General features: G+C 42.2%; 27 protein-coding genes and 1 pseudogene. 14 read left to right on the forward strand and 14 right to left on the reverse strand.

From position 1 onward, the window contains the following. Window positions 1-47: 47 nt before the first annotated feature. Together BP549_RS09210 and BP549_RS09215 are read left to right on the forward strand one after the other, a co-directional pair. Complete coding sequence (locus BP549_RS09210; protein WP_292380007.1) at window positions 48-326, forward strand: glutaredoxin family protein; 279 nt, start codon at window positions 48-50, stop codon at window positions 324-326. A gap of 82 nt (window positions 327-408) precedes the next feature. Further along, window positions 409-1,430, forward strand: a pseudogene (locus BP549_RS09215) (alkene reductase). Between the two features lie 341 nt (window positions 1,431-1,771). On the opposite strand, the gene BP549_RS09220 reads toward BP549_RS09215, so the two are convergent. Beyond that, window positions 1,772-2,836, reverse strand: a complete 1,065-nt coding sequence (locus tag BP549_RS09220) for a pentapeptide repeat-containing protein (RefSeq protein WP_292380010.1) — start codon at window positions 2,834-2,836, stop codon at window positions 1,772-1,774. Window positions 2,837-3,122: 286 nt separating this feature from the next. On the opposite strand from BP549_RS09220, the gene BP549_RS09225 reads away from it, so the two are divergent. Continuing rightward, window positions 3,123-3,725: an HPP family protein gene (locus BP549_RS09225; protein WP_292380012.1), complete on the forward strand. Its 603-nt coding sequence runs from the start codon at window positions 3,123-3,125 to the stop codon at window positions 3,723-3,725. Between the two features lie 273 nt (window positions 3,726-3,998). Here BP549_RS09225 and BP549_RS09230 read toward each other — a convergent pair whose 3' ends face one another. Continuing rightward, window positions 3,999-4,319, reverse strand: a complete 321-nt coding sequence (locus BP549_RS09230) for an antibiotic biosynthesis monooxygenase family protein (RefSeq protein WP_292380014.1) — start codon at window positions 4,317-4,319, stop codon at window positions 3,999-4,001. Window positions 4,320-4,901: 582 nt separating this feature from the next. Continuing rightward, on the reverse strand, window positions 4,902-5,159 hold the full coding sequence (locus BP549_RS09235) for a hypothetical protein (protein ID WP_292374114.1): 258 nt from the start codon (window positions 5,157-5,159) through the stop codon (window positions 4,902-4,904). Window positions 5,160-5,975: 816 nt separating this feature from the next. On the opposite strand from BP549_RS09235, the gene BP549_RS09240 reads away from it, so the two are divergent. Then, window positions 5,976-6,386 carry a hypothetical protein gene (locus BP549_RS09240; protein ID WP_292380017.1) on the forward strand — a complete coding sequence of 137 codons (411 nt, stop codon included), beginning with the start codon at window positions 5,976-5,978 and terminating at the stop codon, window positions 6,384-6,386. Between the two features lie 579 nt (window positions 6,387-6,965). Here BP549_RS09240 and frhB read toward each other — a convergent pair. From frhB to frhA, 4 genes are all read right to left on the reverse strand, one after another. Further along, window positions 6,966-7,844, reverse strand: a complete 879-nt coding sequence (gene frhB / locus BP549_RS09245) for a coenzyme F420 hydrogenase subunit beta (protein ID WP_292374128.1) — start codon at window positions 7,842-7,844, stop codon at window positions 6,966-6,968. Beyond that, window positions 7,834-8,613 (reverse strand): coenzyme F420 hydrogenase subunit gamma, encoded by a 780-nt coding sequence (gene frhG, locus BP549_RS09250; protein WP_292374130.1) that lies wholly within the window; start codon window positions 8,611-8,613, stop codon window positions 7,834-7,836. Before frhG ends, frhB begins: the two co-directional genes overlap by 11 nt. An 87-nt stretch (window positions 8,614-8,700) precedes the next feature. Continuing rightward, the gene (gene frhD / locus BP549_RS09255) at window positions 8,701-9,180 is read right to left on the reverse strand and encodes a coenzyme F420-reducing hydrogenase, FrhD protein (RefSeq protein ID WP_292380782.1); all 480 of its coding nucleotides are present in this window, start codon (window positions 9,178-9,180) and stop codon (window positions 8,701-8,703) included. Between the two features lie 5 nt (window positions 9,181-9,185). Further along, window positions 9,186-10,556: a coenzyme F420 hydrogenase subunit alpha gene (frhA, locus tag BP549_RS09260; protein WP_292380019.1), complete on the reverse strand. Its 1,371-nt coding sequence runs from the start codon at window positions 10,554-10,556 to the stop codon at window positions 9,186-9,188. Window positions 10,557-11,638: 1,082 nt separating this feature from the next. On the opposite strand from frhA, the gene BP549_RS09265 reads away from it, so the two are divergent. The 9 genes from BP549_RS09265 (at window position 11,639) to ftsY (ending at window position 16,613) form a co-directional block, all read left to right on the forward strand. Next, window positions 11,639-12,088 carry a 30S ribosomal protein S19e gene (locus BP549_RS09265; protein ID WP_292374136.1) on the forward strand — a complete coding sequence of 150 codons (450 nt, stop codon included), beginning with the start codon at window positions 11,639-11,641 and terminating at the stop codon, window positions 12,086-12,088. A 101-nt stretch (window positions 12,089-12,189) separates the two neighbouring features. Beyond that, complete coding sequence (locus tag BP549_RS09270) at window positions 12,190-12,558, forward strand: DNA-binding protein (protein ID WP_292374138.1); 369 nt, start codon at window positions 12,190-12,192, stop codon at window positions 12,556-12,558. A gap of 5 nt (window positions 12,559-12,563) precedes the next feature. Beyond that, complete coding sequence (locus tag BP549_RS09275) at window positions 12,564-13,181, forward strand: DUF7411 family protein (protein WP_292380021.1); 618 nt, start codon at window positions 12,564-12,566, stop codon at window positions 13,179-13,181. A 259-nt stretch (window positions 13,182-13,440) separates the two neighbouring features. Then, a complete protein-coding gene (locus tag BP549_RS09280) occupies window positions 13,441-13,596 on the forward strand; it encodes a 50S ribosomal protein L39e (RefSeq protein WP_082086800.1) in 156 nt (51 codons plus the stop codon). Between the two features lie 18 nt (window positions 13,597-13,614). Further along, a complete protein-coding gene (locus BP549_RS09285; protein WP_292374144.1) occupies window positions 13,615-13,884 on the forward strand; it encodes a 50S ribosomal protein L31e in 270 nt (89 codons plus the stop codon). Window positions 13,885-13,916: 32 nt separating this feature from the next. After that, window positions 13,917-14,576, forward strand: a complete 660-nt coding sequence (locus BP549_RS09290) for a translation initiation factor IF-6 (protein ID WP_292374146.1) — start codon at window positions 13,917-13,919, stop codon at window positions 14,574-14,576. Window positions 14,577-14,624: 48 nt separating this feature from the next. Then, the gene (gene rpl18a / locus BP549_RS09295) at window positions 14,625-14,801 is read left to right on the forward strand and encodes a 50S ribosomal protein L18Ae (RefSeq protein ID WP_349681008.1); all 177 of its coding nucleotides are present in this window, start codon (window positions 14,625-14,627) and stop codon (window positions 14,799-14,801) included. A gap of 5 nt (window positions 14,802-14,806) precedes the next feature. After that, the gene (gene pfdA, locus BP549_RS09300) at window positions 14,807-15,238 is read left to right on the forward strand and encodes a prefoldin subunit alpha (RefSeq protein ID WP_292380024.1); all 432 of its coding nucleotides are present in this window, start codon (window positions 14,807-14,809) and stop codon (window positions 15,236-15,238) included. A gap of 109 nt (window positions 15,239-15,347) precedes the next feature. Next, window positions 15,348-16,613 (forward strand): signal recognition particle-docking protein FtsY, encoded by a 1,266-nt coding sequence (ftsY, locus tag BP549_RS09305; RefSeq protein WP_292374150.1) that lies wholly within the window; start codon window positions 15,348-15,350, stop codon window positions 16,611-16,613. Between the two features lie 144 nt (window positions 16,614-16,757). Here the strand turns inward: ftsY and BP549_RS09310 are convergent, their stop codons facing one another. The 4 genes from BP549_RS09310 to BP549_RS09325 all read right to left on the reverse strand — a co-directional run bounded on the left by BP549_RS09310 (window position 16,758) and on the right by BP549_RS09325 (window position 20,617). Beyond that, complete coding sequence (locus BP549_RS09310) at window positions 16,758-16,946, reverse strand: PspC domain-containing protein (protein WP_292380027.1); 189 nt, start codon at window positions 16,944-16,946, stop codon at window positions 16,758-16,760. Between the two features lie 313 nt (window positions 16,947-17,259). Then, a complete protein-coding gene (locus tag BP549_RS09315) occupies window positions 17,260-17,901 on the reverse strand; it encodes a serine O-acetyltransferase (RefSeq protein ID WP_292374154.1) in 642 nt (213 codons plus the stop codon). Window positions 17,902-18,506: 605 nt separating this feature from the next. Then, on the reverse strand, window positions 18,507-19,598 hold the full coding sequence (locus BP549_RS09320; RefSeq protein WP_292374156.1) for a hypothetical protein: 1,092 nt from the start codon (window positions 19,596-19,598) through the stop codon (window positions 18,507-18,509). Between the two features lie 35 nt (window positions 19,599-19,633). Beyond that, a complete protein-coding gene (locus BP549_RS09325) occupies window positions 19,634-20,617 on the reverse strand; it encodes a YbgA family protein (RefSeq protein WP_292380030.1) in 984 nt (327 codons plus the stop codon). Window positions 20,618-21,031: 414 nt separating this feature from the next. Between BP549_RS09325 and BP549_RS09330 the strand changes: the two genes are divergently transcribed. After that, complete coding sequence (locus BP549_RS09330) at window positions 21,032-21,721, forward strand: peroxiredoxin (RefSeq protein WP_292380033.1); 690 nt, start codon at window positions 21,032-21,034, stop codon at window positions 21,719-21,721. 223 nt (window positions 21,722-21,944) lie between these two features. Here the strand turns inward: BP549_RS09330 and proC are convergent, their stop codons facing one another. From proC to BP549_RS09345, 3 genes are all read right to left on the reverse strand, one after another. Continuing rightward, the gene (proC, locus tag BP549_RS09335; RefSeq protein ID WP_292380036.1) at window positions 21,945-22,763 is read right to left on the reverse strand and encodes a pyrroline-5-carboxylate reductase; all 819 of its coding nucleotides are present in this window, start codon (window positions 22,761-22,763) and stop codon (window positions 21,945-21,947) included. Between the two features lie 223 nt (window positions 22,764-22,986). Further along, complete coding sequence (gene proB, locus BP549_RS09340; RefSeq protein WP_292374164.1) at window positions 22,987-24,144, reverse strand: glutamate 5-kinase; 1,158 nt, start codon at window positions 24,142-24,144, stop codon at window positions 22,987-22,989. 140 nt (window positions 24,145-24,284) lie between these two features. Beyond that, window positions 24,285-25,628 carry a glutamate-5-semialdehyde dehydrogenase gene (locus tag BP549_RS09345; RefSeq protein ID WP_292380038.1) on the reverse strand — a complete coding sequence of 448 codons (1,344 nt, stop codon included), beginning with the start codon at window positions 25,626-25,628 and terminating at the stop codon, window positions 24,285-24,287. Window positions 25,629-26,039 lie beyond the last annotated feature (411 nt).

Below are 26,039 nucleotides of genomic sequence, written 5' to 3' on the forward strand. Positions count from 1 at the left end.
GGAAAAAATTGAAGGAAGCAGGATTAACAATAGAATTAGGAGAGCATATGGCAAAAGTATCAATGTACACCATAAGCACCTGCCCGGTGTGCCGGAAAACAAAGGAATATTTCCGGGCCAGAAACATACCATTCGATTTTATCGATTACGACCTCGCCAGTGAGAGCGAGCAAAACAAGATAGCGGCCGAGATGATGAAGGGTACCGGTAATATCGGCTTCCCGTTTGTCAGGATCGGCGATGTTGTAGTCATCGGGTTCAATCCAGAGAGGTTTGAGCAACTTTTGAAATCTGAGGAGCTCGAACCAACAACCAGCCAGGCCTAACGAGATGGTCATCATGGCAGGAGACATGGATCTTTTTTCACAGTATCGGATGGGCGATCTCACGCTGCCAAACCGCATAGTGATGGCGCCGATGACCCGCAACCGCGCAGGGGAAGCCGACGTCCCGGTCTCACTGACGGTTACTTATTATGTGCAGCGAGCCTCGGCCGGTATGATCATCACAGAGGGCTCGCAGGTTAGCCACAGGGGGTAGGCTATGTGCATACGCCAGGCATATACTCTGAGCCACAAATCGCCGGCTGGAAGAAAGTTACGGATGCTGTCCACCGGGCTGGAGGCAGGATTTTTATCCAGCTCTGGCACGTAGGGCGGGTATCCCACGCCGACTTCCTGGGCGGCAATCTGCCGGTCGCACCATCCGCGCTGCCCGTCGAAGGCTTTGTCCATACACCCAGTGGAAAAAAGCCAATTCCTGTGCCCAGGGTCCTGAAGACCGACGAGGTGCCTGAGATAGTCAGGCAATTCCGACAGGCGGCTGAGAATGCCAGAACCGCCGGCTTCGATGGTGTAGAAATTCATGGCGCTAACGGCTACCTGCTGGACCAATTCCTGCGGAGCGGATCGAACAAGCGAACCGATAAGTACGGAGGTAGCCTTGAGAACCGAGCCCGTCTGCCGCTTGAGGTTACGAAAGCCGTCATAGAGGTATGGGGCGGCGACCGTGTCGGCTACCGCATCTCTCCGCACAATACCGCTCATTCTATGTCGGACGTCAATCCCAGGGAGACCTTTTCCTATTTCACCAGAGAGCTGGATAAAACGGGCCTAGGCTACCTTCATTTAATCGAGCCCATAGGAGGCCGGGCTGGGTTCGTGCCACCTGAGGCACGGCTTGGATCTACCCTGCGCAGGATTTTCGAAAGGACATTCATACTAAACGGCGGCTATGGACTTCAAAGTGGAAACGAGGCAATTGCCAGGGGTGAAGCAGACCTAATAGTCTTTGGAGTGCCGTTCCTGGCCAATCCTGACCTTCCAGAGCGTTTCATGCAGAATGCACCGTTAAACGAGCCGGATGTGGCCACCTTCTACGCGGGCGGCGAGAAAGGCTACACAGACTATCCGGCCATGGTCAATAGATAATGTGGCTCAAAGCACGTTAGTGTAAGGTATTCGAGAAATGAGAATTTTTATAAGCCAGTGTATAACCTATAAACATATCGTCTTTTCAAGACTTTGCAGTACTGGATATTTTATAGGACTTACATACTTTAGGTTCAAAATCAATATCAATTAGCATCACTATTAAACCGATACTTTAGACAGCTGAAGGTTTAATGCCGTTGATTATTCAGTTCAACTGCGTAAATCCTATTTTATTCAAATTATGTATATTTCGGAACGTAAACGCAATGTATGTTTCTTAGTGTTATACGCAATAATCGATTACTTTTAATATATTACTGATAAGTATAACACAATAGTCATACTTTAAAGAGAGCAGGATATTTTTCTTTTAGTGGTATGAGAAGTTCACTATCTATTTTTGCATTATATAGCGTTTCCACCTTCGAAAGTTGGTCAAGTGAGAGATTCTGAGCTCTTTCAAGGTTAACTCCTTCTAGTTTAGTTCCTAAAAGATTAGCTCCTTCAAGATTAGCTCCTTCAAGATCAGCACTATTAAGATAAGCCTCCGTAAGGTCAGCGCCTTCAAGATTAGCTTTTACAAGAATAGTTTCTGTAAGGCTAGCTCCGTAAAGGTTAGCTCTTTTAAGATTTACTCCGTAAAGGTTAGCTCCTTCAAGATGAGCCCCTTTAAGGCGAGCGCCTTCAAGGTTAGCTCCTTTAAGATGAGCCTTATTAAGATGAGCCCATTCAAGATCAGCCCTTTTAAGCTTAATTCCTTCAAGTTTAGCACCTTCAAGGTAAACTCCTTTGAGTTTAGCTCCTTCAAGATTAGCCTTCTCAAGATTGGCATTTTGAAGGTTAACTCCTTCAAGGTGAGCCCTTTTAAGAAAAACCCCATGAAGATCGAATTCTATAAGGTCAGTCCCTTCAAGCTTAATTCCTTCAAGTTTAGCACCTTCAAGTTTAGTTCCCTTGAGTTTAACCCCTTTAAGTTTAGCCTCTTGAAAGTCAGCTCCAAAAAGGTTAGTCATTTGAAGATTAGCCCCTACGAGATTAGCCCCTTGAAGATTAGCTCTTTCAAGGTTAGCTCCTTCAAGGTTCGCTTCTATAAGATTAGCCCTTTCAAGGTTAGCTCCTTTAAGGTTAGAACCTTCAAGCTTAGCCCTTTGAAGATTAGCTCTTTCAAGGTTAGCTCCTTTAAGGTTAGCTGCTATAACGTAAGTATCTTTTAGGTTAGCTCCTTGAAGACTAGCTTCTTTAAGGTTAGCCCCAATAAGGTTAGCCCCTTCAAGGTTCGCTTCTATAAGATTAGCTCTTTCAAGGTTAGCCCCTTCAAGGTTCGCTTCTATAAGATTAGCTCCTTCAAGGCTAGCACCTTTAAGGTTAGCTCCTCGAAGGTCTTTTCTCTCCAACACACCCATTTACAGTAATAAACTTTGAATTAAAATAAGCGTTACTATACTCGGAAGTATCTCTGTTCGGTATTTAGTATTAAAGTTGTATCGTACAAAACTGGGGTTGACCTACGGATTGGCTTCAGAGCTTACTGAAAATTTATCGTGCCCGTCATAGACTACATAGTACCTTACTTTTATCTTTATTTATCTATACAGGGAAAGTTGTCTCTTGGTGGAAGGCGGGGTAAGGACACAGCTACATTTGAAGTCACCTCATAATCTGTTAGTCCCAACATAACACAGCTTTCCAATGGAGATAATGGAAAAGAGGCATTTTAACATGAATCCAACCAGTGGCCAACACGAGGCTAAAAACGCTCCCTCCAGAGCACGGCGAGCCCTCAGCATCCTGTTAAGATCAGTGTTGGGTGGCTTGCTTGCGCTTTTAGCCGGGGGGCTAGGCTATATTACCGGAAACCTGTGGCTCTTCCCCAGCCTTGGCCCGTCCATTTTCATGATGGTTGAATCACCTCATATAAAGTCATCCAGCTTATACAATATGACTGTAGGCCACTTGGTCGGCATCATTAGCGGCTACTCCATTGCTATCATAACTGGTGCTGCTTACGTTCAATCTGTATTCGAGGTCGGCCATCTACAACTATCGCATGTTGTGGCATCATGCATTGCCATAGCGCTTGTAATACTAATTCATATACCTCTTAAAGCATCACACCCTCCGGCTGTTGCCACTACCTTTCTGATTACCCTTGGTAGTTTTAAGGCGACGTGGCACGATCTGTCTGCGATCCTGATAGGCATAGTGATAATAGCCATCGCCGGTGAAATTACGAGGCATATGATACTTTCCATGGAGCGCCGCGGCCTTATAGAAGTAATAGGGAGTGGGTAAGGATGATGTCAATTGATTCTATAGAATCTTCCGTTGACATATAAAGATTCTATAGAGCCTTAGGTTGATACCTAAATTCAGGCATTATTTCAACGGCGTTGTCTCACGCAATCTTAGAAGAGATAAGGTGCTATAAATGATTCCAACGCTCCGAAATAGTAAGCCCCCAAGTAATGATAGATCCAAAATTGTATAAAATAAAGTCAATGATTTGGGGACAAATCTTTTTTTAGCCCTTATTTTTCTTTTCATAAATACATCGTCAGTTTTACATCACATAGTGTCTTGTGGAATATTATACACGCTTTCCATCGTGCTTGTTTTTATCTCGTCACATACTTCTTTTAGTTTCATAAAAGCTGCTTTAAATTCTGGTTGTTGCCGCCATGCTTGCACGCATGCTGAAGTTTTCCACGGACCAAATGACATAAACAGATTCTTTTGCTCTAAATCTTGCAACAAGATAACGCTAATGCTACACATCTCATTAGCCTTAGTCCAATTAGCCAAATTTGTCCAAATTTTCAGAAATTCTTCTTCTTTCCCTTGCTTTACAGACCAAATTTCAACAGCATATGTAAATTCGCCAGCCATATCATTTTCCCCAAATCAGCAATTTCATTTTCCCCACATAGGCTTGTGAAATACGCATACATATACTTATGGCTGTTATTTTATCCAGAAGTTATTTCGCGTTTCCCATGTTAGTTATAATCCCTTTTCTGTTTGAAACTTAGAGCCTATAAGGAAATTATTTTTCCCTCTGTATTTAATAATAGGCAGTATATAAAATAGACAAACTTCCCTCCACGACCACATGCTCACCAAGTGGGCAGATATCGGGCGGACACTGGCAAAAAAGAAGAAAAGGAGAATTGTCAGCTGCCATAAAAAGCATTTTATTATTAGAAATGAAAAATCGTGAAAAATAGACCTGTTTGCCGTCCTGATGTTTAGGTTAACAATGACCCTCTGTGCAACAACTATTTTCATAAATATATGCATTTTAGCACGTTCTGCGTGAATTCCAGAGCAAATTGTAGGGAATATTGGGCATATGCACAGTTTTTACTTCAAAAGTTATGCACCAAAAATTTGTAAAAATTACGGATACGTTTTTGGAGTATTTGCTTTTCTTTCTTCACAGCCATTCGATTTCAACATTCTTTACAATCTTTAATATTCACTAGTTTCTTCGGGGTGTGCAGTAAAAGGGAACGCTTCAGCCCATCCAAACCCGCCAGGAATAAGAATATGGAAAGTTTCCCTTCTTTCCCCTTTCTCTACTTCCAGCTTTTCAATATGATTCAGATTTGTTTCAAAACCCTCTTTAGGGTCCTCGAAATCCTTGAGATCTTCAAGGTCAAACATTCCACTGGAACAATACAACGTTTGAACATTATCTAAAATCCATCTCTTACTCACCGATACCATAATCCCACCACTCTATAATTTAATTTTTGAACCGCTAAACACTCCTTGATTACTCCTCAAATACCGAGCATGGCACACTTCGGTAATGATAAATCGTTTCTCCGGATCTCTATTTAATGTTTAAGGATCTAAAAATATAATGGAATTCAATTTTTTGTGTATACACATAGTTTATCAGATTCATCAGATAAAACTCAGGCATTTAATCTGGTTTCGTTGCAAAAATAGAAGGCGTAAAGTAAGGTATTAAAAATGAGAAGGATTAAAACCAGGCACAGAGGTCCATAACAGCACCTGGGAAGGGAACCCCGGGCAAAAGGAAGAGAACAAACCCGAGGCATGTTTACTGTAAGAGGATGATCCAAATATACTACGAACAATTTGTTATGTTATGCTCTGCTATATATATATTGACTATGTAATAATTTTTGAGAGATTAATATAATTTTAAAATATTAAATTAAAAAATAATAAAAATGTGGAGTAGATAATCTACAGATATTAAACTTATCCCAAAACCTAGTTTTATTCCTAATTATTTGAATTACTCAGGATTGCTTTCATGATCAGAAGCCTGATTGATCACTTAAGATATGAGATCCAAAGAAGCAAATCTTGATTTTTGGGATCGGCTTATTCCATACTGAAACCACTTTTCAGTGTATATCAAATCTCTATAGTGACTTGACCTTAAAAACGTAGCAGAATTCAAAATCGAAAATCTTTAATCTTATTAGTCAGTCGATATTACATTAGAGTTTTTTTTAATTTTATATAATTAAATGAAAAAAGGAAGAGAATTTTAGAGGTACTATTATGAAGAGAATGTTAAAGATTATGGCAATGCTCCTTGTTATTGCTACTGTTGTTTTTGCAGCCGGCTGTTCTGAGAAGGCTGACACTAATAGTACAGATAAGGGAGCTGCAGAAGAAGCGAATAATGAAGGCGCAGCAGCCAATGAAAATGTGACTGAATCCGAAAATGTAGCTAACGCTCCAACTGATACAAATATAACTGATAATACCACCCCGGCTGCAAATGTGAGTAATATTGATAATAATACATCACCAGTTATTGCTGAAACATCTACAGAAACACCTGTAGTGACAAACAACACTACTGAAAATGTAACTGGAAACGTCACTCACATGAATAGCGCTCAGCGCAAAATGGCTATAGCACAATCTCACCAGAAGAGTTCTGGCACACAAAACGTCAGCCAGTAAAGAATTCAAAAGCCTTGAGTTAACAGCATAATAAAAGAAATACGTAAGTAGCCTTTTAAAAGGCTACAACTTTTTAGGAAATAAGTAAATTAATCCCTTCTATCAACTAATAAAGACTCTTAAATTAAAAATTCCACATATAAAAAGAACAAATTACAAGCAGCATACAAAAAGTTGACTTCGAATTTACAGCAAATTCGCGACACTGCTATAATTTACGTATTCTTTTCAATCTTTTTTGTGGACTTGATTTGTTTTCTGGTATAGGCATCGTTGCGTTGCTTATTTTTAGTCTTTGAATTCTGTTTTAGGTTTTGTACTTTCTTATTGTGTAACATTATGGATTATATCGAGTATTATTTATAGTAAAAAATAAAGAAAAAAGATAAACAATTCCATTTTTATTTAATTGTTTATATAAAAGCCATATCTGAACTAATGAAAATACTGCAATATCAATATAAATTTTACAGAAATTTTAGTACGCTTTCGGTGGAATCATCTTGGGGATGAGAACCTGTCCCATCCCCGTATTCAGCGTAGATAACGCGAATTACTTTTTCGATGATGAAAAAAAAATTAGGCGTAGGGGTTCCGCAACGCCTTGTTGACGCCGAAGGTCTTGCGCTCCTCGATCGTCTTCTGGTTCTTGTCGATCTTCTCTTTAGCAAGCTTCCTGAGGAGATCGAGGCCGGGTTTGACTTCCTCGATGGGCTTCGTCTCGAACATGCCATCTGCAACCGCCCTGGACCAAATCTCGTTCCCTACCTTGGTGCGGATAAAGACAGTAGACCAGCCGTCTGGGCTTCCGACCGAACCGGTCGAGATGTCGCCTAGGTTAGAGACATAGTCGAGGCAGACGTGGCAGCCAGGCTGCTCGTACTTGTGGGTATCCTTGAGCGGCACGGTAGCGACGTTTCCGCGCTCGGTATAGACCCAGAACTTGCCTTTCGTGATCTCCATCTTCTTCACGGAGCTGAGGCTTTGAGCCGCGTGGTCCTCGACAATGCTCTGCATAGACTTATATGGGAAGTTCTCCATGCAGAAGAGCCCTACTGTGAAGGCGACCTTGCCCGGGATATCACGCATGTTGATGGGATAGAGCTGAGCCTTCCTGACGGCCTGCATCTGGCAGCAGACACCGGTGATCCCTACCTTATCAAGACCGTAGGACCGGGTTGCCTCCTTGAGCCAGGAGATCTGCGGGCTGATGTTGTACTTTGTCCCTTGTGCTTTGAGAATATCCTCACGGCTCATCGCGACGGCCGGCTTTGACTGCCAGGGTCGGTCGCCCTCGCCTGCCACAATGGTCCCGTCGATGATTCCCTGCTCGAGGGCATAGACCATGAGAGCAGTGGCGATACCGCCGTCCTGTGCCTTCTTGAGAATCTCCTTGTCCGTGCTCCGTGCTGAGACGCAGGTCACGTATCTACCGAGATATGGATCTTCAATCATCATTCTCACCTAACTTAAGCGCTTCAGCGATAATCTCGTTGATACCTTCGAATTCATCAATCACTTCGAAGTTGAAGAACGACCTCGGGCAGGCGCCGTAGCAGGAGCCGCACTTGATGCAGAGGTCACGTTCTCCCTGCGGCTTCCCAAACTCGATGGTGATCGCACGCACAGGGCAGGATGCAGCGCAGGTGCCGCAGCCCATGCAGAGTCCCTGGTTAATCACATCGTCCATCAGGTCGCAGAAGCATCCGGTCGTGCCGCGCTTCGCAAGGTCCATGAGGGGCTTTAAGTACTTGCCTGCAAGGGCTTTCTGGTCCTCGTTCCCCTCAAGGAGCAGGTATGCCATGACAGCGACGTTCCTTATGAGTTCCGGGCTCGGAGGGCATCCGGGGATGTAGACATCCACATCGATGAGATCTCCAATAGGGAGGAAGGACTCGTGCTGTGGCTGGTTGTGCTGCCCGCCGCGGCAGAACCGCGTGATGTTCCCATAACTCGAGCAGGAACCGAGAGCCACCACGATCTTGGACTTCTTCCGTGTCTCCTTGATCTCCTCTACCGATTCATGGTCCTGGATGCAGACCGACCCCTCGACAAGCGCCACATCCATCTCTGGGATATGACGAACGTCGGCGAGTGTGAGACTGTAGACGAGATCGGCGTAGTCGTCCAGGATCTTGATGAGTCCTAAGTTGTTGTCGGCCAAGGACACGAGGCAGCCGGTACAGCCACTCATGTGCACATGCCCGATCTTGATCTTATTTGTCACTGTTTTGTCTCCTTTGTAGCTTCCACCTTCTTCTCCATCGAAACCTGAACGGGATTTGCTCCCCCGCATATGGTTTTCTTGATGGAGTTAAGCAGTTTCATAGTTCATCCCGATTTCTTTCAGTATCTCGGATACGGCTCCGGGAATGGCTCTCTGTACCTCGTCTGTAATCCCGATGACCATTTCAGGGTCAGAAACGTATTTCTTCTGGCATGCAAGGATCCGGATCCGGATATTGTCCTTGATAAGCTGGAGCGGCTCTGTAAGATCCCATGAGTGGGCATCCCGGTAGCTCCCCACGGGGAGCTCGTCAACATCGAGCCACCTGAGCTCGCCAGGTTCCCCCCCGAAGTCCGCTATGTCCACGATGATAAGAGTCTTTGTGGACTCAGGATTGAGGAGAGTAAAGATAAAATGGGGGCCCCCGAGCCCTGCGTCAACTACCGTGACGTTCTCGGGGAGCTTAATATCCTTGAGACTCTCCACGACTGCGGGTCCGAACCCATCATCCGCAAAAAGAGGGTTCCCGCAGCCTGCCACCACGATCTCGGAGTACAGCGTTTCCATTCCCTTCACCACTGCATGAGCTTCTGGGCGACTATCTTGTTCTCCTCGTCTAGCACGATCATGTGGGTTGCGCATGAGACGCACGGGTCATAGGCCCGAACGACCATCTCGGCGATCTCCCAGGGCGCTCCAGCCAAAGCGCGGCTGCAGGTAGGGAAGTTCCAGGTAGTGGGCACAAGCATTTCGTACCACAACACCCGTCCATCTTTCACCTTTGCAAGGTGGACATCGGTCCCGCGTGGGGCCTCGTTTGCAGCCCATCCCAAGGATCCGTCTCCCAGGGGAATGTTGTCGGCGACTACCTTGCCCGAGGTATTCAGGTCGTCAAGGCACTTGAGGATGGTATAGCAGCAGTCAGGGTACTCCATCTGCCTAGCGATGTGCTGAGCGAAGGTGCCCTTTTCGTCGAAGTTCTTGAAGGTGGATAGCCTTGCCCTCGGACCGACCTCAACTGGCTGGCCGTCATACATAGGAACACCGTTGCAGGCCTCCATCCGGGGATTGGCCTTGGTGCCGACCTTAGTTGTGCCTCCTAATGGGTAGCTCGGATCCTCAAGATCGATGGTTACCTCACCCATGTACCAGTCCCATGGCCGGGTTTCCTTCCACCGGGCGATATCCCACATGGGTTTCTCATCCAGACTAGATGAGCCGTACATAGGAGATGTGGCCATGACTCCCTGATTATGGTACCCGAGTGTCTTTGGAATAGGGATCTGCTTGCCCCCTACCTCGACGAAACCCCGGTTCTGCATGTTCCTTATGACCTCGAGCATGAACTCCATCTGCTCGTGGGCAAGGACAAGACCTTCCTTTGCCAAGTCCGCCATTTTCTGCTTTGCCCGGGAGCTCACATTTTGGTACATCCCGCCGATCCTAGGGTTGGAGGGATGAATCGCCTCGCCGCCTGTGATGGCTCCAATTGTCTGTCCGATCTCTCGGATGCGGGCAATCCTTGCCATAACGCTCCTAGCAGGCTCCTCCTTGGTGAACATGTTGAACTTTGTCTCTGTTCCAGGAATGTAAAAGTCCGGGAGGATCAAAATGTTGTGCAGGGCAATGCTGTGGAGGCGGTTCGCTGCATGGAGAATTACCCGCAGAAGCTTTGCATCTTCAGGGATCTCGCAGCCGATAGAGGCCTCCATGGCCTCGGTACTTGCCAGGGTGTGGGCAATAGGACAGATACCGCAGACCCTAGAAGCAATCTTCGGGACCTGTTCCATCGTCTTACCTATGGCGAGCTTCTCAATACCCCTAACCGGGGTGATGGAGAGCCAATCTCCTCGCTCGACAATACCCTGATCATCTACTTTCAGGGTGAGCTTTGAGTGGCCTTCATGTCTCGTGGTTGGAGAGATTTCTACAACTTTCGTCAATGGTATGCCTCGTTTTCTATTTGATATCCTTCAGGCTGTACCCTGATTAAGGCACTCTCTGTGCAATTATTGTAAAAGTAGTTGTCCATACATAAAGTACGTTAACCCTTTTCTTTCTCTAGCGCGTAGTACCTCAGTAATTAATATTTAATTACAATGAAAAATAGTTGAAAACATGATATTACATAAATCCTTCTATCTATATAATGAAAGAAAATATAATAAAAATTATATTTTATCTGATTCATAAATGAGTTTCATATTAATATTTGTCCTTTCTATGGTAAGGAAGCCCTTAAAATTATGAAAACATAAAAGTTATAAATATACGCAATAAGTAATATTGCAGCACTGAGCCTTTGTCAGAGCTTGAAGCCTACAGAAGAAGATATTATCTTGAAAAATACGATAAAACGGCATGTATTATAGCATGTAGTATAATTACTAAACTCCTGGTAAGACATAATAAAATAAGTTAATATAAGGGATAAAAATAAAGAATATGATAATAATGTAATGCCTTTGTTCAAAGGTCAAAGGCAGGTCTTACCGAAGCAGAAATCTTTAAAAATTAATAATATGCACTTTAATACGCCTCTGTCTCATCAATAAGCCAGACGTAATTCCCTTTTCAGATTCCAGAATAAATTCAACTGAGGTTTTTATGAATCCGCAAAATGCTTTTATATCTTGAAAATAATTACGCTGGATGTTCGCACTTGCGTCAATCGACAAAAGTCAATTCGATACAATTAGATCGTTTTTCAGTTTGAAATTTTTCACGCTATAAGTTACCTGATCGATTGTATACAGATATCTAATAGATATCTAAACACAGTAATTGATAAATATGTCAACTTCCTTCCAGTTTAAACTAAAATCACATTTACCGGCTTATCGGGCCTGAAAGCCCAAACCATTAGAGTCCATAAATCCAGCTATAAGGATAAGAAAGGACCTCTCGAAAGAGAATGAGTTACCTCGTTTCGGGAAAAAGTAGATTTCTGGCAGCCAGGGAGAAGAATCGGCACTATCTCTCAGGATCTGCAAAGAAAACCTAATTTAGAAAAGGTGTGGAGAGCATGACAACAGTATTTGATGTCCCTGCAATGGAACTCATCGAAAAGGTTGCAGGCATTCTTAAAGAAAATGAAAATATCGTTCCCCCTGAATGGGCAAAGAACGTAAAGACCGGGGTTCACAAGGAACTCCCACCGAACAATGATGATTGGTGGTATATCAGAACCGCTGCGATCCTGAGGAAAATCTATACCGATGGGCCTGTAGGAATTGAAAGGCTTCGCTCAGTATACGGTGGAAAAAAGGATAACGGATCAAAACCAGGAACCAAAGCAAAAGGCAGCGGTTCGGTTGCCAGAAAGGCAGTACAGCAGCTTGAGGCTGCAGGTTACCTGCAAAAAGTAAAGGACGGAAGAACTGTATCTGCAAAGGGACGTTCCATGCTTGATAATGCAGCCAATGATCTCAAGCACGAACTTCTTGAGAAAATCCCTGAACTTGCAAAATACTGAGAATATTTTCCATCTGAAGGGGGCCTGAAAAATTACTTAGGATTCCCTTTCAAATATTATTAATCTTAATCTCGATTGCTCCGGAAAACCGGTTTTATTAGATGATTGCCATGTCTACAATGGATGACGAACTCAACGAAATTCGGAAGAGACGGCTTGCAGAAATCCAGAGACAGCAGGCACAGAACCAGCCATCTGACATCCAGGCAGCTTACCAGCAGGAACAGGCCAAAGCTGAAATGGAAGCTCAGAAACAGTCCATCCTGAGACAGATCCTGACTCCAGAAGCTAGAGAACGTCTTACAACCTTAAAAATGTCAAGACCGGCTCTTGGGGAACAGCTTGAAATGCAGCTGATCTCGCTTGCTCAGAGTGGAAGGCTCCCGTCTCAAATCAGTGACGAACAGCTTAAAACACTCCTGATGAGGATGCAGCCAAAAAAGCGTAAGACGTCTATAACCAGGGTTTAAAAGCAATGAAAATTTCGGTCCTATTTAGCGGAGGCAAGGACAGTTCGCTCTCTGCCCTTATAATGGAACCGCTTTTTGAGATTGAACTCGTAACCTGCAGCTTCGGTCTGCTCCCCAATGGCGAGCTGGCAGCAAAAACTGCAAAAAACTTAGGGTTCCCTCACAGAGTTATATCTCTGGAATGGGAAATCCTTGAAAAAGCTTACGAGAAAATAATGAAAGACGGGTTCCCAAAAAGTGCAATTAATTATATCCACGAAAAAGCCGTAGAAACTCTTGCTTTGGATCCGGAAGTTAAACTAATTGCTGATGGGACCAGAAGGGACGATAGAGTTCCTGTACTCTCGATCTCACAGATACGAAGTATTGAAGATCGATTGGGAGTTCAGTATATATGCCCTTTAAAGGGATATGGTAAAAAAACCGTGAGTATTCTTGTAGAGCATTATCTAAAAATTGAAGAGGGCCCGAGTGAGAATACTCAAAAAGCCGATTATGAAACCGAACTCAGGGAGCTAATCAGGCAGAGAGACGGCGAGGAAAAAATAAAGGAACTGTTTCCTGCCCATATCCAGTCCCATGTGATTTCCAGGAAAAACTGCCCTGAAGAAAGTGTGTCTTGAAATCAGGAAGTCTTCCGGAAGGGGAAAAAATTCTGGAATAAAGATTTATACAATAATCGAGTTATATTCAACCCTTATACTGCTGCATATTAACCGAGACCCTCATAGAATTTACCGGATATGGTTTTAAAAACTGCCTTTTAACTGGCAGGAAAAAAACCTCGATTATCCAAGGGTTAAAATCACAATCAGCTAATTATCGGATATAACCGGAAATTAACGAAATTAAGTCATTTACAGGTCAACAGGTGTGATCCACTTGAGTCATAACATGAAAGGACAGAAGAGGCGTCTTGCAAAGGCGCACAAACAGAACACACGCGTTCCAGTGTGGGTCATTGTGAAAACTAACCGGAAGGTCGTGAGTCATCCCAGACGCAGGCACTGGAGAAGAAGAAGCCTGGATGTGAAGTAAGCGAGGAAGGTGGGAAAAATGGCCGACGACATGGTAAAAGAACAGATATACACAATCCCTCTTAGGAAGGTAAAGAACGTACCTGCATGGAAAAGAGCAAACAGAGCAGTTACTGAAGTAAGAGGTTTTCTCGTAAAGCACATGAAGGTTGATTCTGTGCAGGTCAAACTGGACAAATCAATTAATGAGCGCCTCTGGGAAAAAGGCTGTGAAAAGCCTCCTCTCTCCATCCGGGTCAGAGCTGTAAAATTCGCTGATGGCGAGGTACAGGCAGAACTCGCCCAGTAAAATATACTAGAAGACGCGAAGCTTCAAAGAATATGATTAGAACAGTGGATATCTACGACACCCCAATGATAGGGGTCTTTGCAACCTGCACAGAAGATGTTATTCTCGTTCCTCCCGGAACAAAACCCGAAACCTGTGCCATACTAGAGGATTCACTCGATGTAAATGTCATTGAGACTCTTGTAAACGGAAGCGTTGTTATCGGAGCCCTTTCCAGAGGAAACTCAAATGGCTTCCTTTTTTCATACGGAACTGATACCAAGAAGATGAAGGAGCTAACAGGAGTTAAGGCTGAGATCCTTCCGGACAAGCTGAATGCAGTCGGAAACATTGTACTTGCAAATGATTCCGCGGCCCTTGTCCATCCCGAACTGTCAGACAAGGCTATTGAGACAATTGCCAGTACCCTCAAAGTAGAAGTTTACAGGGGAACGATTGCCGGGATAAAGAATGTAGGGATGGCAGGCGTTGTTACCAACAAAGGGCTTCTGGTGCACCCGAAAGTAACATCTTCAGAAATAGAAATTCTGGAAAAGCTTTTCGAGCTTCCAGTAAATATAGGGACTACGAACTTTGGGACTCAGATGCTAGGCTCAGGCCTGCTTGCAAATTCAAAAAGTTATCTGGCAGGTTCAGACACTACAGGACCCGAACTTGGGAGAATCGAGGAAGCCCTCGGATTCTTAGAGTGATATTAATCCACCTGTTTCGTAAAAATTACAGCAAGAGTGGTGACCAAGATGAAGAGTTTTATTGTTAAAGGCAAATTTAAAGCAGGACATTCCTGGGAAAAATTCACAAAGCAAATCGAAAGTCAGAATGAAAAGAACGCAACAGATAAGGTCTATTCTGTCTTCGGAAGCAAGCATGGAATTAAAAGAAGCCAGATCCAGATCGAAAGCATTGCTGAGGAGTGAAGGATATGGCAGAAGTCAGTGAAGATATCAGAAATATAGCAGCCAGGCATCAGGAATTCCAGAGACAGGCCGAAGCCTTGAGGCAGCAGATGAACATGGTTCAGGCTTCTATTACAAGCTGTGACCAGACAATCGTAACCATCGACGAGCTTAAGACCGCTTCAGCTGAAGACAAGACTGCCGAAACGATGGTACCGGTTGGATTTGGCTCATTCGTTTATGCCGAAATAAAAAATGCAGATAAGGTTGTTGTGGACCTTGGAGCAGGCTTCAGTGCTGAAAAGACTGCTGATGAAGCCGTTGAAACCCTGAACCGCCGCAAAGAGCAGCTTATGAAAATTCTCGAACAGATGAATGCTTCACTGACTAACTATGTACAGGGTATGCAGGCCCTGGAATCTGAGGCTGCAAGGCTTCAGCAACCTGGCCAGGCCTAAAAGACCTGGCTCAAATAAAAAAGGATGGGCTCAAAACCCAGATTTGAGGACGAACTTTTTACTTTGAATAAATTACTATTTTTTATTGAATTTTTTGGGATGGGATCCTGTGTTCAACAAATTCAAAGAGAAACTTGGGAATTTTAAAAAGGCGCTCAGCAAAACTATTGACGATAAAGCAGTAGATATCGAACCGGTGGTTGAGCCTGTACCTGAGGCCGAAGAAGGCTTTGAAGAGGATATTGAGCCCATTCCAGAGGAAGAAGCTCTTGAAAAGCTAACGGAAGAGGATAGTTACGAAGCCGAACCCGTAGAAGTTAAACCTGTAGCAACTGCACCTGCAACTGTCGGGATAGAAGACAGAAAAAAAGCTGAATACAGGAAGAAACTTGAAGACAGAAAAAAGACGGTAGAGAGCAAACCTGAGGAAGAAAACTTACCTGAAGAAAAAAAGTCCTTTTTTAAAAGATTCTCAAATATCGGATTTACACAAAAAGCAAAGGCTCTAGTCTTTAATAGAGAAGTCTATCTGGACAGTAAAGATCTGGAAGAGCCTCTCTGGGAACTTGAAATGGGACTTCTTGAAAGCGACCTTGCCCTCTCAGTTTCCGAGGCAATTGTGGAGTCCGTAAAAAAACAGCTCACAGGAACCACAAAACGCATTGGCAGCAATACCGGAGAAATTGTAGAGGAAGCCCTGAAAAAAGCTATCCTTGATGTAGTGTCTGCTAATACTTTTGATTTTGATGAATATGTAAGGGACAAGGAAAAACCTGTCCATATAGTCTTTGTAGGAATTAACGGGACAGGAAAAACGACATCTATTGCAAAAATGACGCGCTACCTGCTCAAATCAGATTATTCGGTAGTTCTCGCTGCAGGAGATACTTTCAGAGCAGGTGCCATTGACCAGCTTGGAATCCATGCTGACAGACTTGGAGTAAAGATGATTAAACATCAGCCTGGAGCCGATCCTGCTGCAGTTATTTACGATGCTGTGCAGTATGCAAAAGCACATAAAATTGATTTTGTGCTTTCCGACACCGCAGGTAGAATGCATACAAACCTTAACCTTATGTCGCAGATGGAAAAAATCTGCAGGGTAAGCACTCCGGACCTTATAATTTTTGTAGATGAAGCCGTAGCAGGAAACGATGCAGTTGAAAGGGCTGCACAGTTCAATGAAGCTGTCCCAATTGATGGATCCATTCTGACAAAAATAGACGCTGATGCAAAAGGAGGAGCTGCGATATCCATTGCTTATATTACAGGCAAACCCATCCTCTTTTTCGGGATAGGACAGGGCTATGAAGACTTAAAAAAGTTCGATCCCCAATGGTTTATAGACCAGCTTTTCAACCAGCAAACCGCTTAAGCTTCAAAACAACAGAAAATGATAAATCTCCCGAATTACTTCGGGAGCACTATTTCATAAACTCTGCGGACTATGCTAGAGAAATTTTGGCTTTTTCCAAAATTTTGGTTATTCCAGAAGAGTACTTAGATTTTTCTCAAAAGTTCAGGGCTCCTCAGGAATTATAATCCATGCTATTGCATAGGCGATTATACCGCTTCCCGCACTCATTACAGAAATGAGTAACCATAAAAGCCTTATAAGCGTAGGATCAACGTTAAAGTATTCACCTATCCCACCACATACACCTGCAATAATTCTGTTCTTCTTTGATCTATACAGTTTTTTGTTCATTTGACCACCCCTAAGTGCAAAATGCTTTAATAAACTAATAATGCTTTAGTAAGCTAATAATAGATTGCTTATATTCGATTTATAAGTAACTCCGAAAATAAGAAATTTATTGAGAAACTCATACGTTTGCAGGTTCTCCATACTTTTGCAGGTATAAGTTAGTTGACATGAAAGTAGCTCTTATTTTTAATTCTTGACCTTATTCCCAACTCTCGGTTATGCTGCCAATGTTGCATTTTTGTCCGGTTGAATTAAAGCTAGGATACGGAATGTGGACATTAAAACCTTTCGTCTTCACGTAATAACAAGCAAACTACTGAGGAGGCTTATAGAATCCTCTTAAAATATCCGTAGCTTTATAGTAACATTTATCAAATCCTTCATTACTAACTTTTTTTGCTGGAACTCCTGCTATTGTAATACCTTCTTCTTTAAAGGATTTGTTTACTACTGAATTCGCACCTATTGCGATATTATCTGCAATTTCAATATCTCCAAAGATTTTAACGCCGGGACCAATATATACATTATTTCCTATTTTTGGCACAGGCAATACAAAATCCGGTCTTAATTTGTACTCCCTACTAAAGACATTTGTTCCAATATTTACGCCAGTATGAATGCGACAATTTTCACCAATTTTTGCATTGCTATTTACAATTAAAGTACCTTTATGAGCAATAGATAATCCAGGCCCGAATACATTTGGAGGTATAGTAAATCCTAATTTCGTGCTTAATCTTTGGAATTTAAAATAAAGATACAGATGATACGGTTTATATATAATACTTTTTTTACAATTTATATAGTACTCTCTTTTCCTTAGTAATCTCTCAAATTTCCAGATATCATCCAAAAAATAATCCCTATAATACTGAATTGTACCTCTTTTTTTCCTAAGTGCAATCTCATCTGCTTTTAAGTGAAATATATAATCCTTCTTTGATTTAATCATAAAAACTCGCCCATTAATTACCTAGATAGTCATTGAAAATAATTTTTTAGGATATATATTTTTCTAGTTTTTTAGTTATAATTATATAAAGCTGTTTATCAAGCAAATGGATATTAAATAAACATAAGTCAATTTTTCTATTTAAACTGTTAATATTTATGCCAGAAATACGCATCTGGAAAAAGATGTCAATAAAAAATCTGTATTGTTGCGTTTTTAGATTTGTACGTATTGGCAGGAAAGTCTCTCTCACTTCGTATTCTGAACATTATTTTCAAACTTCGCCTCATGTTGGAAGCCAATATCACATCTTTATCCAGTTAAATTGAAGCCAGAATCCAGAATGTGGATATGAGGAACTTTGTCTTCGTGTAATGTCAGGTTCCTTCTTGTTTACAATCTCAAGAATAATTCGCTAATATTGAAATATGCTCATCAACCGAGAAAGCCTCACTCTTAACAATCTTTCTCTTTTGAATTCTCTTTTTTTCGAAGGCATCGTAAAAGTTAGAAGTCTCTAATTAATTTAGGCTTTTACAAAGCTTTCTAAGTTAGATTGTTACGTGCGTTCTTTTTTATACAACTCTTTCCAGAGATCCGGATTCTCAGACAATGGCCCACTCGCTATTTATGTTCTCAGGTACTGAGTTCTCTCCAGATGCCTGCACGTATACCCTGAACTTTTTTCCTGCAGGAACTGTAAGGCCTTTTGCAGTATAATTATAAACCCCTTCCGGTTCAACGGTAACTGGAGAACTTTCAATTTCATCCCATAAGGAGAGCTTGTCTTCAGCCTGAAGGGAAACGTAGATGGTTGTATTTTCAGATCTTTCCGAACCCACGTTTCTTATTGTTACGTTAACATCGACAATTCCTTCTGTTTTTGAGTATTCGCATTGCGCTTTGAAATCAAGCTTAATCATAGGCCTTCTGTAAACAGGCACAACCTGTACAGGCTGGTCTGCATATTCTTCAGGGATTTCCCCTATCTGCCAGTCGTTGCCTGTAGTTTCCAGATAGTAATAATTACTGCCTTCGTACTCAAAACACCTGCCTTTTTGCTCAGTGTCACACTTTATCCCGAGAGCCATATGCTCGGGAAGTTCCAGAAGGACAGCATCGTAACCCATCTCCTGAAGAATTGCCACGGAGAGAATTGAGGTATCTTCACAGTCCCCGCCGTTCTCATAGAGAGTTTCATAAGGGAAACGTGGATACTGAGCGTAACCCGAACTTTCTAGATCCGAGGTATAGTTCAGGGATTGTACAAAAGAAATGCAGAGTCCCGGAATTTGCCATTTTTCAAGCCCGTGAGCTTTTGAAAGAGAAAGTAAAGCCTCTGCAATGTCTTCAATTAGCCAGTCATCATATGGATCCGAAGCGAATAGGTCATAATCCCGGTTTCTAGTCTTAGATGTATACATTTCATACAGTTGATCGTCAAGAGGCAGGGTGAGCTGCCAGCGGCTACCTTCGTAGTCCCAAGAATAAGTTCGGGAAAAGGTATCAGAAGTAATTGACTCCTCTGTAATTGAAGCACCGTAAGGTTCAGAATTTACAATATCTACTCCTATCAGACTTTCCCCAGGATCGCCTATATAGGAATCCACGGAAGTTTCAGAGCAAGTCCAGCTTAAGAGAGATTCTCCCAGATAAAAGAGTAAAAAGAAATAAAGCAAAGCAGTTACACTTTTCATAAACTATCCCATCCAGAATTCCATAGTCTGCAAGTTCATTCCCAGAGGTCTGCCCTGAGGTGAGAGTCTATGTGGTCGACTTCCATCAGGCCTTCTGGATAGGGTTCAAATAGAGTTTGATTCGTAAGGTACTGGTCTTGAAAGCGCACGGCCCACGACCTGATGGTACTAATTGCAGGGCAAAGAGAAGCTTTTCCATCCCTATATTTTTGGATCCAATCAAAAAATAGCGCTTTTTCCTGGCTTGAGAGCTTCTCTGAAAAATGCCCGAAGGCGTGCATGAGCACATTTATACTTGAAGTATACTTCGGAGGTCTGGAAAGGGCACTGTAAAGATGCTTTTCATACTCAGAAACCAATTCTTGAAATGTCTTCTTCTCTTTATTTGCAACAATAGTTCCCAGTTTCCGGAGTTCCTCCTGGCTATACACCATGAGCAGATACTTATTTTCGGAATGGAATGTGACAATATCTCTCATGCGACCTTCAGATTTTACATTTCGGAAAGAGGCAAGCATAAAGAGCCTGGTCATGAAATGTTCTTTTATACGAGAATTCCTTAGCCTTCCTTCATCCTCGACAGGAAGGTAAGGAAACGCTTTTAGGACTGCCCCTCCGAAGTATCCTGAAGATTTCCCAATTACTGCTGATTTGAGCGTTGCACTTTGGTAAACTTTTACGTCCTTAATGCCGCAGGAAGGAGATCTGTATTTCAGGATAAAACCGTCAATCTCTCCTGCGGAACCGAGAAAATCAGTACAAAATGCATCCATAGCTTCAGTTACATCCCTGCCGCTTGTGGACTGGATAAGCCTGTGTTCCCCGTTCTCAAGAATAATTCTTAACGGGTCTCTTGGGACACCAAGCCCGATCTCCACTTCCGGGCAGACCGGCAGGAACTCAACATACTCCATGAGGTTCGCCACTATCGGACTGCTGATTATACCCCCATTATATCTACAGTGGTCAAACCCAAGGCACCTACTAACCACAACCTTTGGCCGAACAAACTTCCTCATTTAACCCCCATATAACAAAGAAGTTCTAGGATAAATTATTTTCCAAAAGAAAGGAGTAGAAGACTTTTTTTTTAAAAATAAGATGTTAGGAGGTTAGAATTTTTTAAAAGAGGCATTAAAATACATAAATAAGAAAAATAAAAAGTATTAATAGAAAATGACTCAAAAATAAGTGTATAGTACTTATCTTGAAAAAAAATAAAATATAGAAGAGAATAAGATTTTAAAAAGAGTAATTTTAACAAAATAAATTTTTTGTCCTCTTTTCAGAACAGATATATAAGAATGAAAGTAATAATAAGGTAATTTTAGGACGGTTGAGGGAAGGAAGGCTTTTAAGGGGTAAGCTTCCGAACTTGCACTCAGTTTCCGATCCTGAAAGAAAACTGCATGAGATAAAAAATAGGTGAAAATATGGTAGAAGCTGAGTATGAACAGATACACATGCCTCTGATTGGGGATGATGCGCCCTCATTTACAGCAGTGACAACTCAGGGACAAATCAACTTCCCTGATGATTACAAAGGCAAATGGGTTATACTTTTCAGCCATCCTGCAGATTTCACACCTGTATGCACTACCGAATTCATGACCTTTGCCAGTATGCAGGATGAATTCCAAGAAATAAATACTGAGCTTATAGGACTTTCTATAGACAGCGTGTTCTCCCATATTGCATGGCTTAAAAGGATTGAAGAAAAAATCGAGTATAACGGGATGAAAAACCTAGAGATCAAGTTCCCAGTAATTGCTGACCTGAAAATGGAAGTCGCAAAGAAATACGGAATGATCCAACCAAATGCTTCAACCACACAGGCTGTAAGAGCCGTATTCATTATAGATCCCGAGGCAAAGATAAGAGCAATGCTTTATTATCCTCAGTCAGCCGGAAGAAATATGCAGGAAATAAAGAGACTTGTGACCGCTCTGCAGAAAAATGAAGCAGAGAAAGTGGCAACGCCTGCAAACTGGCAGCCTGGAGATGATGTCATAATTCCGGCTCCTAGCTCGATGGAAGCCGTAAAAGAAAGACTTGGTAAGTCAGAAGATAACATGTACTGTCTTGACTGGTTTTTATGCCTGAAGAAGGAAAGCAAAGAATAATTCGGGAAAAATGGATTATATTAAAAATTATATTCAAGCAAAAAATTGTTTAACGTAAAAATTTCAAGCTCATTATAGTTATTTTCTAAGTAGGGCATACGTATTTGAACTGAAAAACAGTTTTTGAGAGTAAAATTGGTTTTAGGATGAGCTCAATAAGAAAGTAGACAAAAAAAGCAAATAAAAGGAAATAAAAAGTAGAATAAAGTGGAAAAAAGAAAATTTACTTCTTTCCAAGCTCTTTTGAGCGTTCTGTTGCCCTTATAACTGCATTCATAAATGCAGCCCGGATTCCGGCTTCTTCAAGGGCATGGACGCCCTGAATGGTGGTTCCGGCAGGAGAAGTAACCATATCCTTGAGTTCTCCGGGATGCAGGCCTGTTTCAAGCATCATTTTTGCAGCTCCAAGTACAGTCTGGGCTGCAAGAGTAAGGGCACTTTTCCTGTCCATTCCTTCAAGAACTGCTCCATCGGCCATTGCCTCAATCACTGGAAAGATAAATGCCGGCCCACTGCCTGAAAGACCTGTAACGGCATCCATCAGGGACTCAGGCTCCTGGACTGCAGTACCTACTGCAGAAAAGATCTCAAGAGCAATTTTCATATCTTCAGAAGTAGCGTTCTTCCCAGGAGAAACTCCTGAAGCGGCTTCGGAAACTGTGGCTGCAATGTTTGGCATTACACGTACAACTCTTGTGCCCTCGGGAAGGGCACTCTCGTAAGTTGCAAGAGGCACACCGGCTGCAATTGAGATTATAAGTTTATCGGAAGTTATGTAAGGTTTAAGATTTTCGAGTACCGAGCCCAGAGTCTGGGGTTTTACCGCAAGAATAAGAACATCGGATGCCTGAGCAATAACAGCATTGTCAGTCGATACGTTTATGCCCAGCTGTGCCTTCAGATCGTTCAAAAAAGGTTCGTACACATCGCTTGCACCAAGATTCTCAGGCTTTACAATTCCAGCCTTTAGAATTCCCTGCATGAGAGCAGAACCCATTTTTCCTGCTCCGATAAATCCTATCTTTCGGTTCTTAACTGTCATATATCATTTCTCCTATTTTAGAGATAAATTTAAACACCGAGGCGGTTGCCCCAAAAATTATCTGCAGATAATATCGAGTAATCTCAAGAGATTTGGTAATTTAAAGGAATTTAGAGTTTAAAAGAACTTAACAGATTAATAAGGGATTCCAGAATGCAAGAAATCACATCAAGTCCTTCAAGAATCCCGACAAATCATTTTAATCCTCGGATACATTGGAAAGTTAATTAAATTCTTTAAGTATGCCAATATTCTCTTTTTTTATTACATTACTGTAATTATTATAGCCCAGAATACCCTCAATTTCATCGGTATGGGCTCCTTTAATTTTCATAAGTTCTTCAGAGGTGTAGTCGGTAATTCCTTTCGCAAAGATCATGCCTTCGCACTCAAGCCTAACCACATCGCCTCTATCAAAATTTCCCTCAACTTCGACAACTCCTGCAGGAAGAAGACTATTTTTCTCGAGGATTGCGGCTTTTGCCCCTGTGTCTACACGGACAGTGCCTGACGCCCTTGCAAGAATGATCCAACGTGCACGGTTCTTCTGGATATGCCTTTCAGCCAGAAAAAGAGTGCCTATATCTTCTCCCGATAGAACCTTCAAAAGTACATCATTAATTTCACTATTTACAATCAAGACATAGCAACCTGCCATGCTACAGATCTTTGCAGCTTTTATTTTGGTTCTCATTCCCCCTACGCCCTTGAAGCTAGTAGGGTCACCCCCATAACTTTCGATTTCTGGTGTGATTTTTTCTACAAGGGATATGAGTCTGGCGTCATTGTGCGTCTTTGGGTTTTTGTCAAAAAGGCCATCTATATCCGAGAGAATTATCAGGAGATCAGCATCGATTTTGCTTGCAACCATCGCAGAGAGCCTGTCATTATCTCCGAAGATCGCGTCAATCTCGTTTGTACAGGTGCAGTCGTTTTCATTTATTATGGGAACTACCCCATATTCTAGAAGGGTGGAGATACTATTCCTGAGGTTAAGGTAAGATACCCGATCAGAATAGAATTCGTAAGTAAGAAGGATCTGAGCTACTTTTATCCCATATTTTGAGAAAGCTTCGCTCCAGTACTGCATCAGGATACTCTGTCCGACCGCTGCCGCTGCCTGCCTGATAGGAATTTCACGAGGCTTTGGGGCAATGCCTAGTTCGTAAAGTCCTACACCTATTGCCCCCGAACTTACTACAATAACTTCTTTTCCGAGCTTTCGAAGTTCAAAGACCTGGGCTGCAATACTTTCCATAAAGGTAGGATCAATACTGCAATTTTCTTTTGTACTATCACAGTTCTGTTTTGTAATTGAGGAAGTACCGATCTTGAGAACGATTTTATTAACATCATTGAGGAATTCATTTCTATCTGTCAATCACAAGGCCTCGTAAAGTATTTTGGAACTGCAGTTGAAATAAAGTAACAGCCGCAATCTGGAGTTCCATCGCTTTCACTCAATTTGCGCTGGTATTTCAATTCAGCTATATAAATATATCATAATTTTCAATATGGTTTTCAATTTACATCTTCAAACTTAAGATCAAGTTTCCTGTGTGTATAGGGCTTTGCATTTTCTCCTGCGTAGTCTGCAACAACCTGCCCTTTCCCGAGCAAGATATATTTATAGATCAGTAGACCTTCCATGCCTACAGGCCCACGGGAATGGATTTTGTTTGTACTGATTCCGACCTCGGCTCCTTTTCCATAACGATAGCCGTCTGCAAAACGGGTTGAGGCATTTACCATAACACTTGACGAATCAACAAGCGCTGTAAACTCTTTTCTTCGTGAAGCATTCTCGGTTATTATTCCATCGGTGTGATGGGAACCAAACGTGTTTATGTGATCAATGGCTTCCTTTATCGTATCAACGAGTTTTATCGAAAGGATAAGATCATTGTATTCAAGACTCCAGTCATCTTCCGTAGCTCTTGAGAGAGGAGAAAGCCCTCTTTTTTCAAGCAGAGTATAACTGTCTTCATCACAGCGCAATTCAACCCCTGCACCAAGGTACATCTCTGCCATTTTCGGCAGGAAAGCATCCGCAATTTTACGGTTTACCAGAAGGGTTTCAATGGCATTGCAGACTGCTGGATACTGTACTTTCGCATCGAAGCAGACCTTCCAGGCTGTATCGAGATCTGCATACTCATCCACATAGATATGACAGATCCCGCTGGTATGCCCAAGTACCGGGATTTTCGTATTTTCCTGGATAAACTTAACAAACTCATTTGAACCTCTGGGAATAAGGAGATCTACATAGGCATCAAGACTCAAAAGATCCATTATCTCTTCTCTGGTTTCCATAAGCTGGAAAGCCCCTGCCGGCATGCCGTCGGTAGATTCTATAGCTTTTACAAGAATCTGGAAAATAGTACGGTTAGACTCTTTGGCTTCACTTCCGCCTTTGAAGATGGTCGCGTTTCCACTCTTAAGGCAAAGAGACATGACCTGAGGCACCACGTCAGGTCTGGATTCAAAGATAACCCCTATAAGGCCGATTGGACAGCTCACCTGGTAGAGAATAAGATCTTTGTCCAGCTCAAGAGTAGAAATGGTATCGCCTACAGGATCCTTGAGTTTAATTACATCTCTGATTCCTGCTATCATTCCGTCAATTTTTGAGTCATTCACTTTAAGCCTGTCTACAAGAGCCTGAGTGAGCTTCCCTTTCTTTTTCAGTTCCACTGCATATTCAAGATCTTTTGAATTTGCGTCTAGAATAGCTTTCCTTTCATTGTCAAGAGCCTGAGCCATGGCCTCAAGTGCTCGATTTTTTATTTCCGTACTAACACTGGAAAGTTCAATCGATGCCTTTTTTTCCTTTATTACTTTAGCTTTAATATCTTCAGCCATATAATCACCATTTGATAATAATAACTTCTGAATGCCCTAATTCGGAAGCTGAGCAGCCAAATATATTAATTGTATCAGTCAACTCACAGGAGATTTGGTGCTACTGTGTATAAGTAATACATCTGATTATTGAATTACAGATTCATTATTGAATAATAGTGTTGAACTAGATTGAATATTGTAATGATATTGTAATTAAACTAAAGATAATTTTTTTCTTTAAATATTAATGATATACTCATAATTCTGTTGATGTATTAATTCTTCCCGCTGCGTTCAGAAATAGATATGGAAGAAAAGAGAGTAAAGAAAGTTCTATTTTTTAAATTCATCTGAAGTAGGGCTTTATCTTATTAAAGTTTATTTTTAATTCTAGTAAGGTTGGCAATTAACCCTAAGTAGCTCGATGAA

It is taken from the genome of Methanosarcina sp. UBA289 (genome assembly GCA_002496565.1).
Lineage (GTDB): Archaea > Halobacteriota > Methanosarcinia > Methanosarcinales > Methanosarcinaceae > Methanosarcina.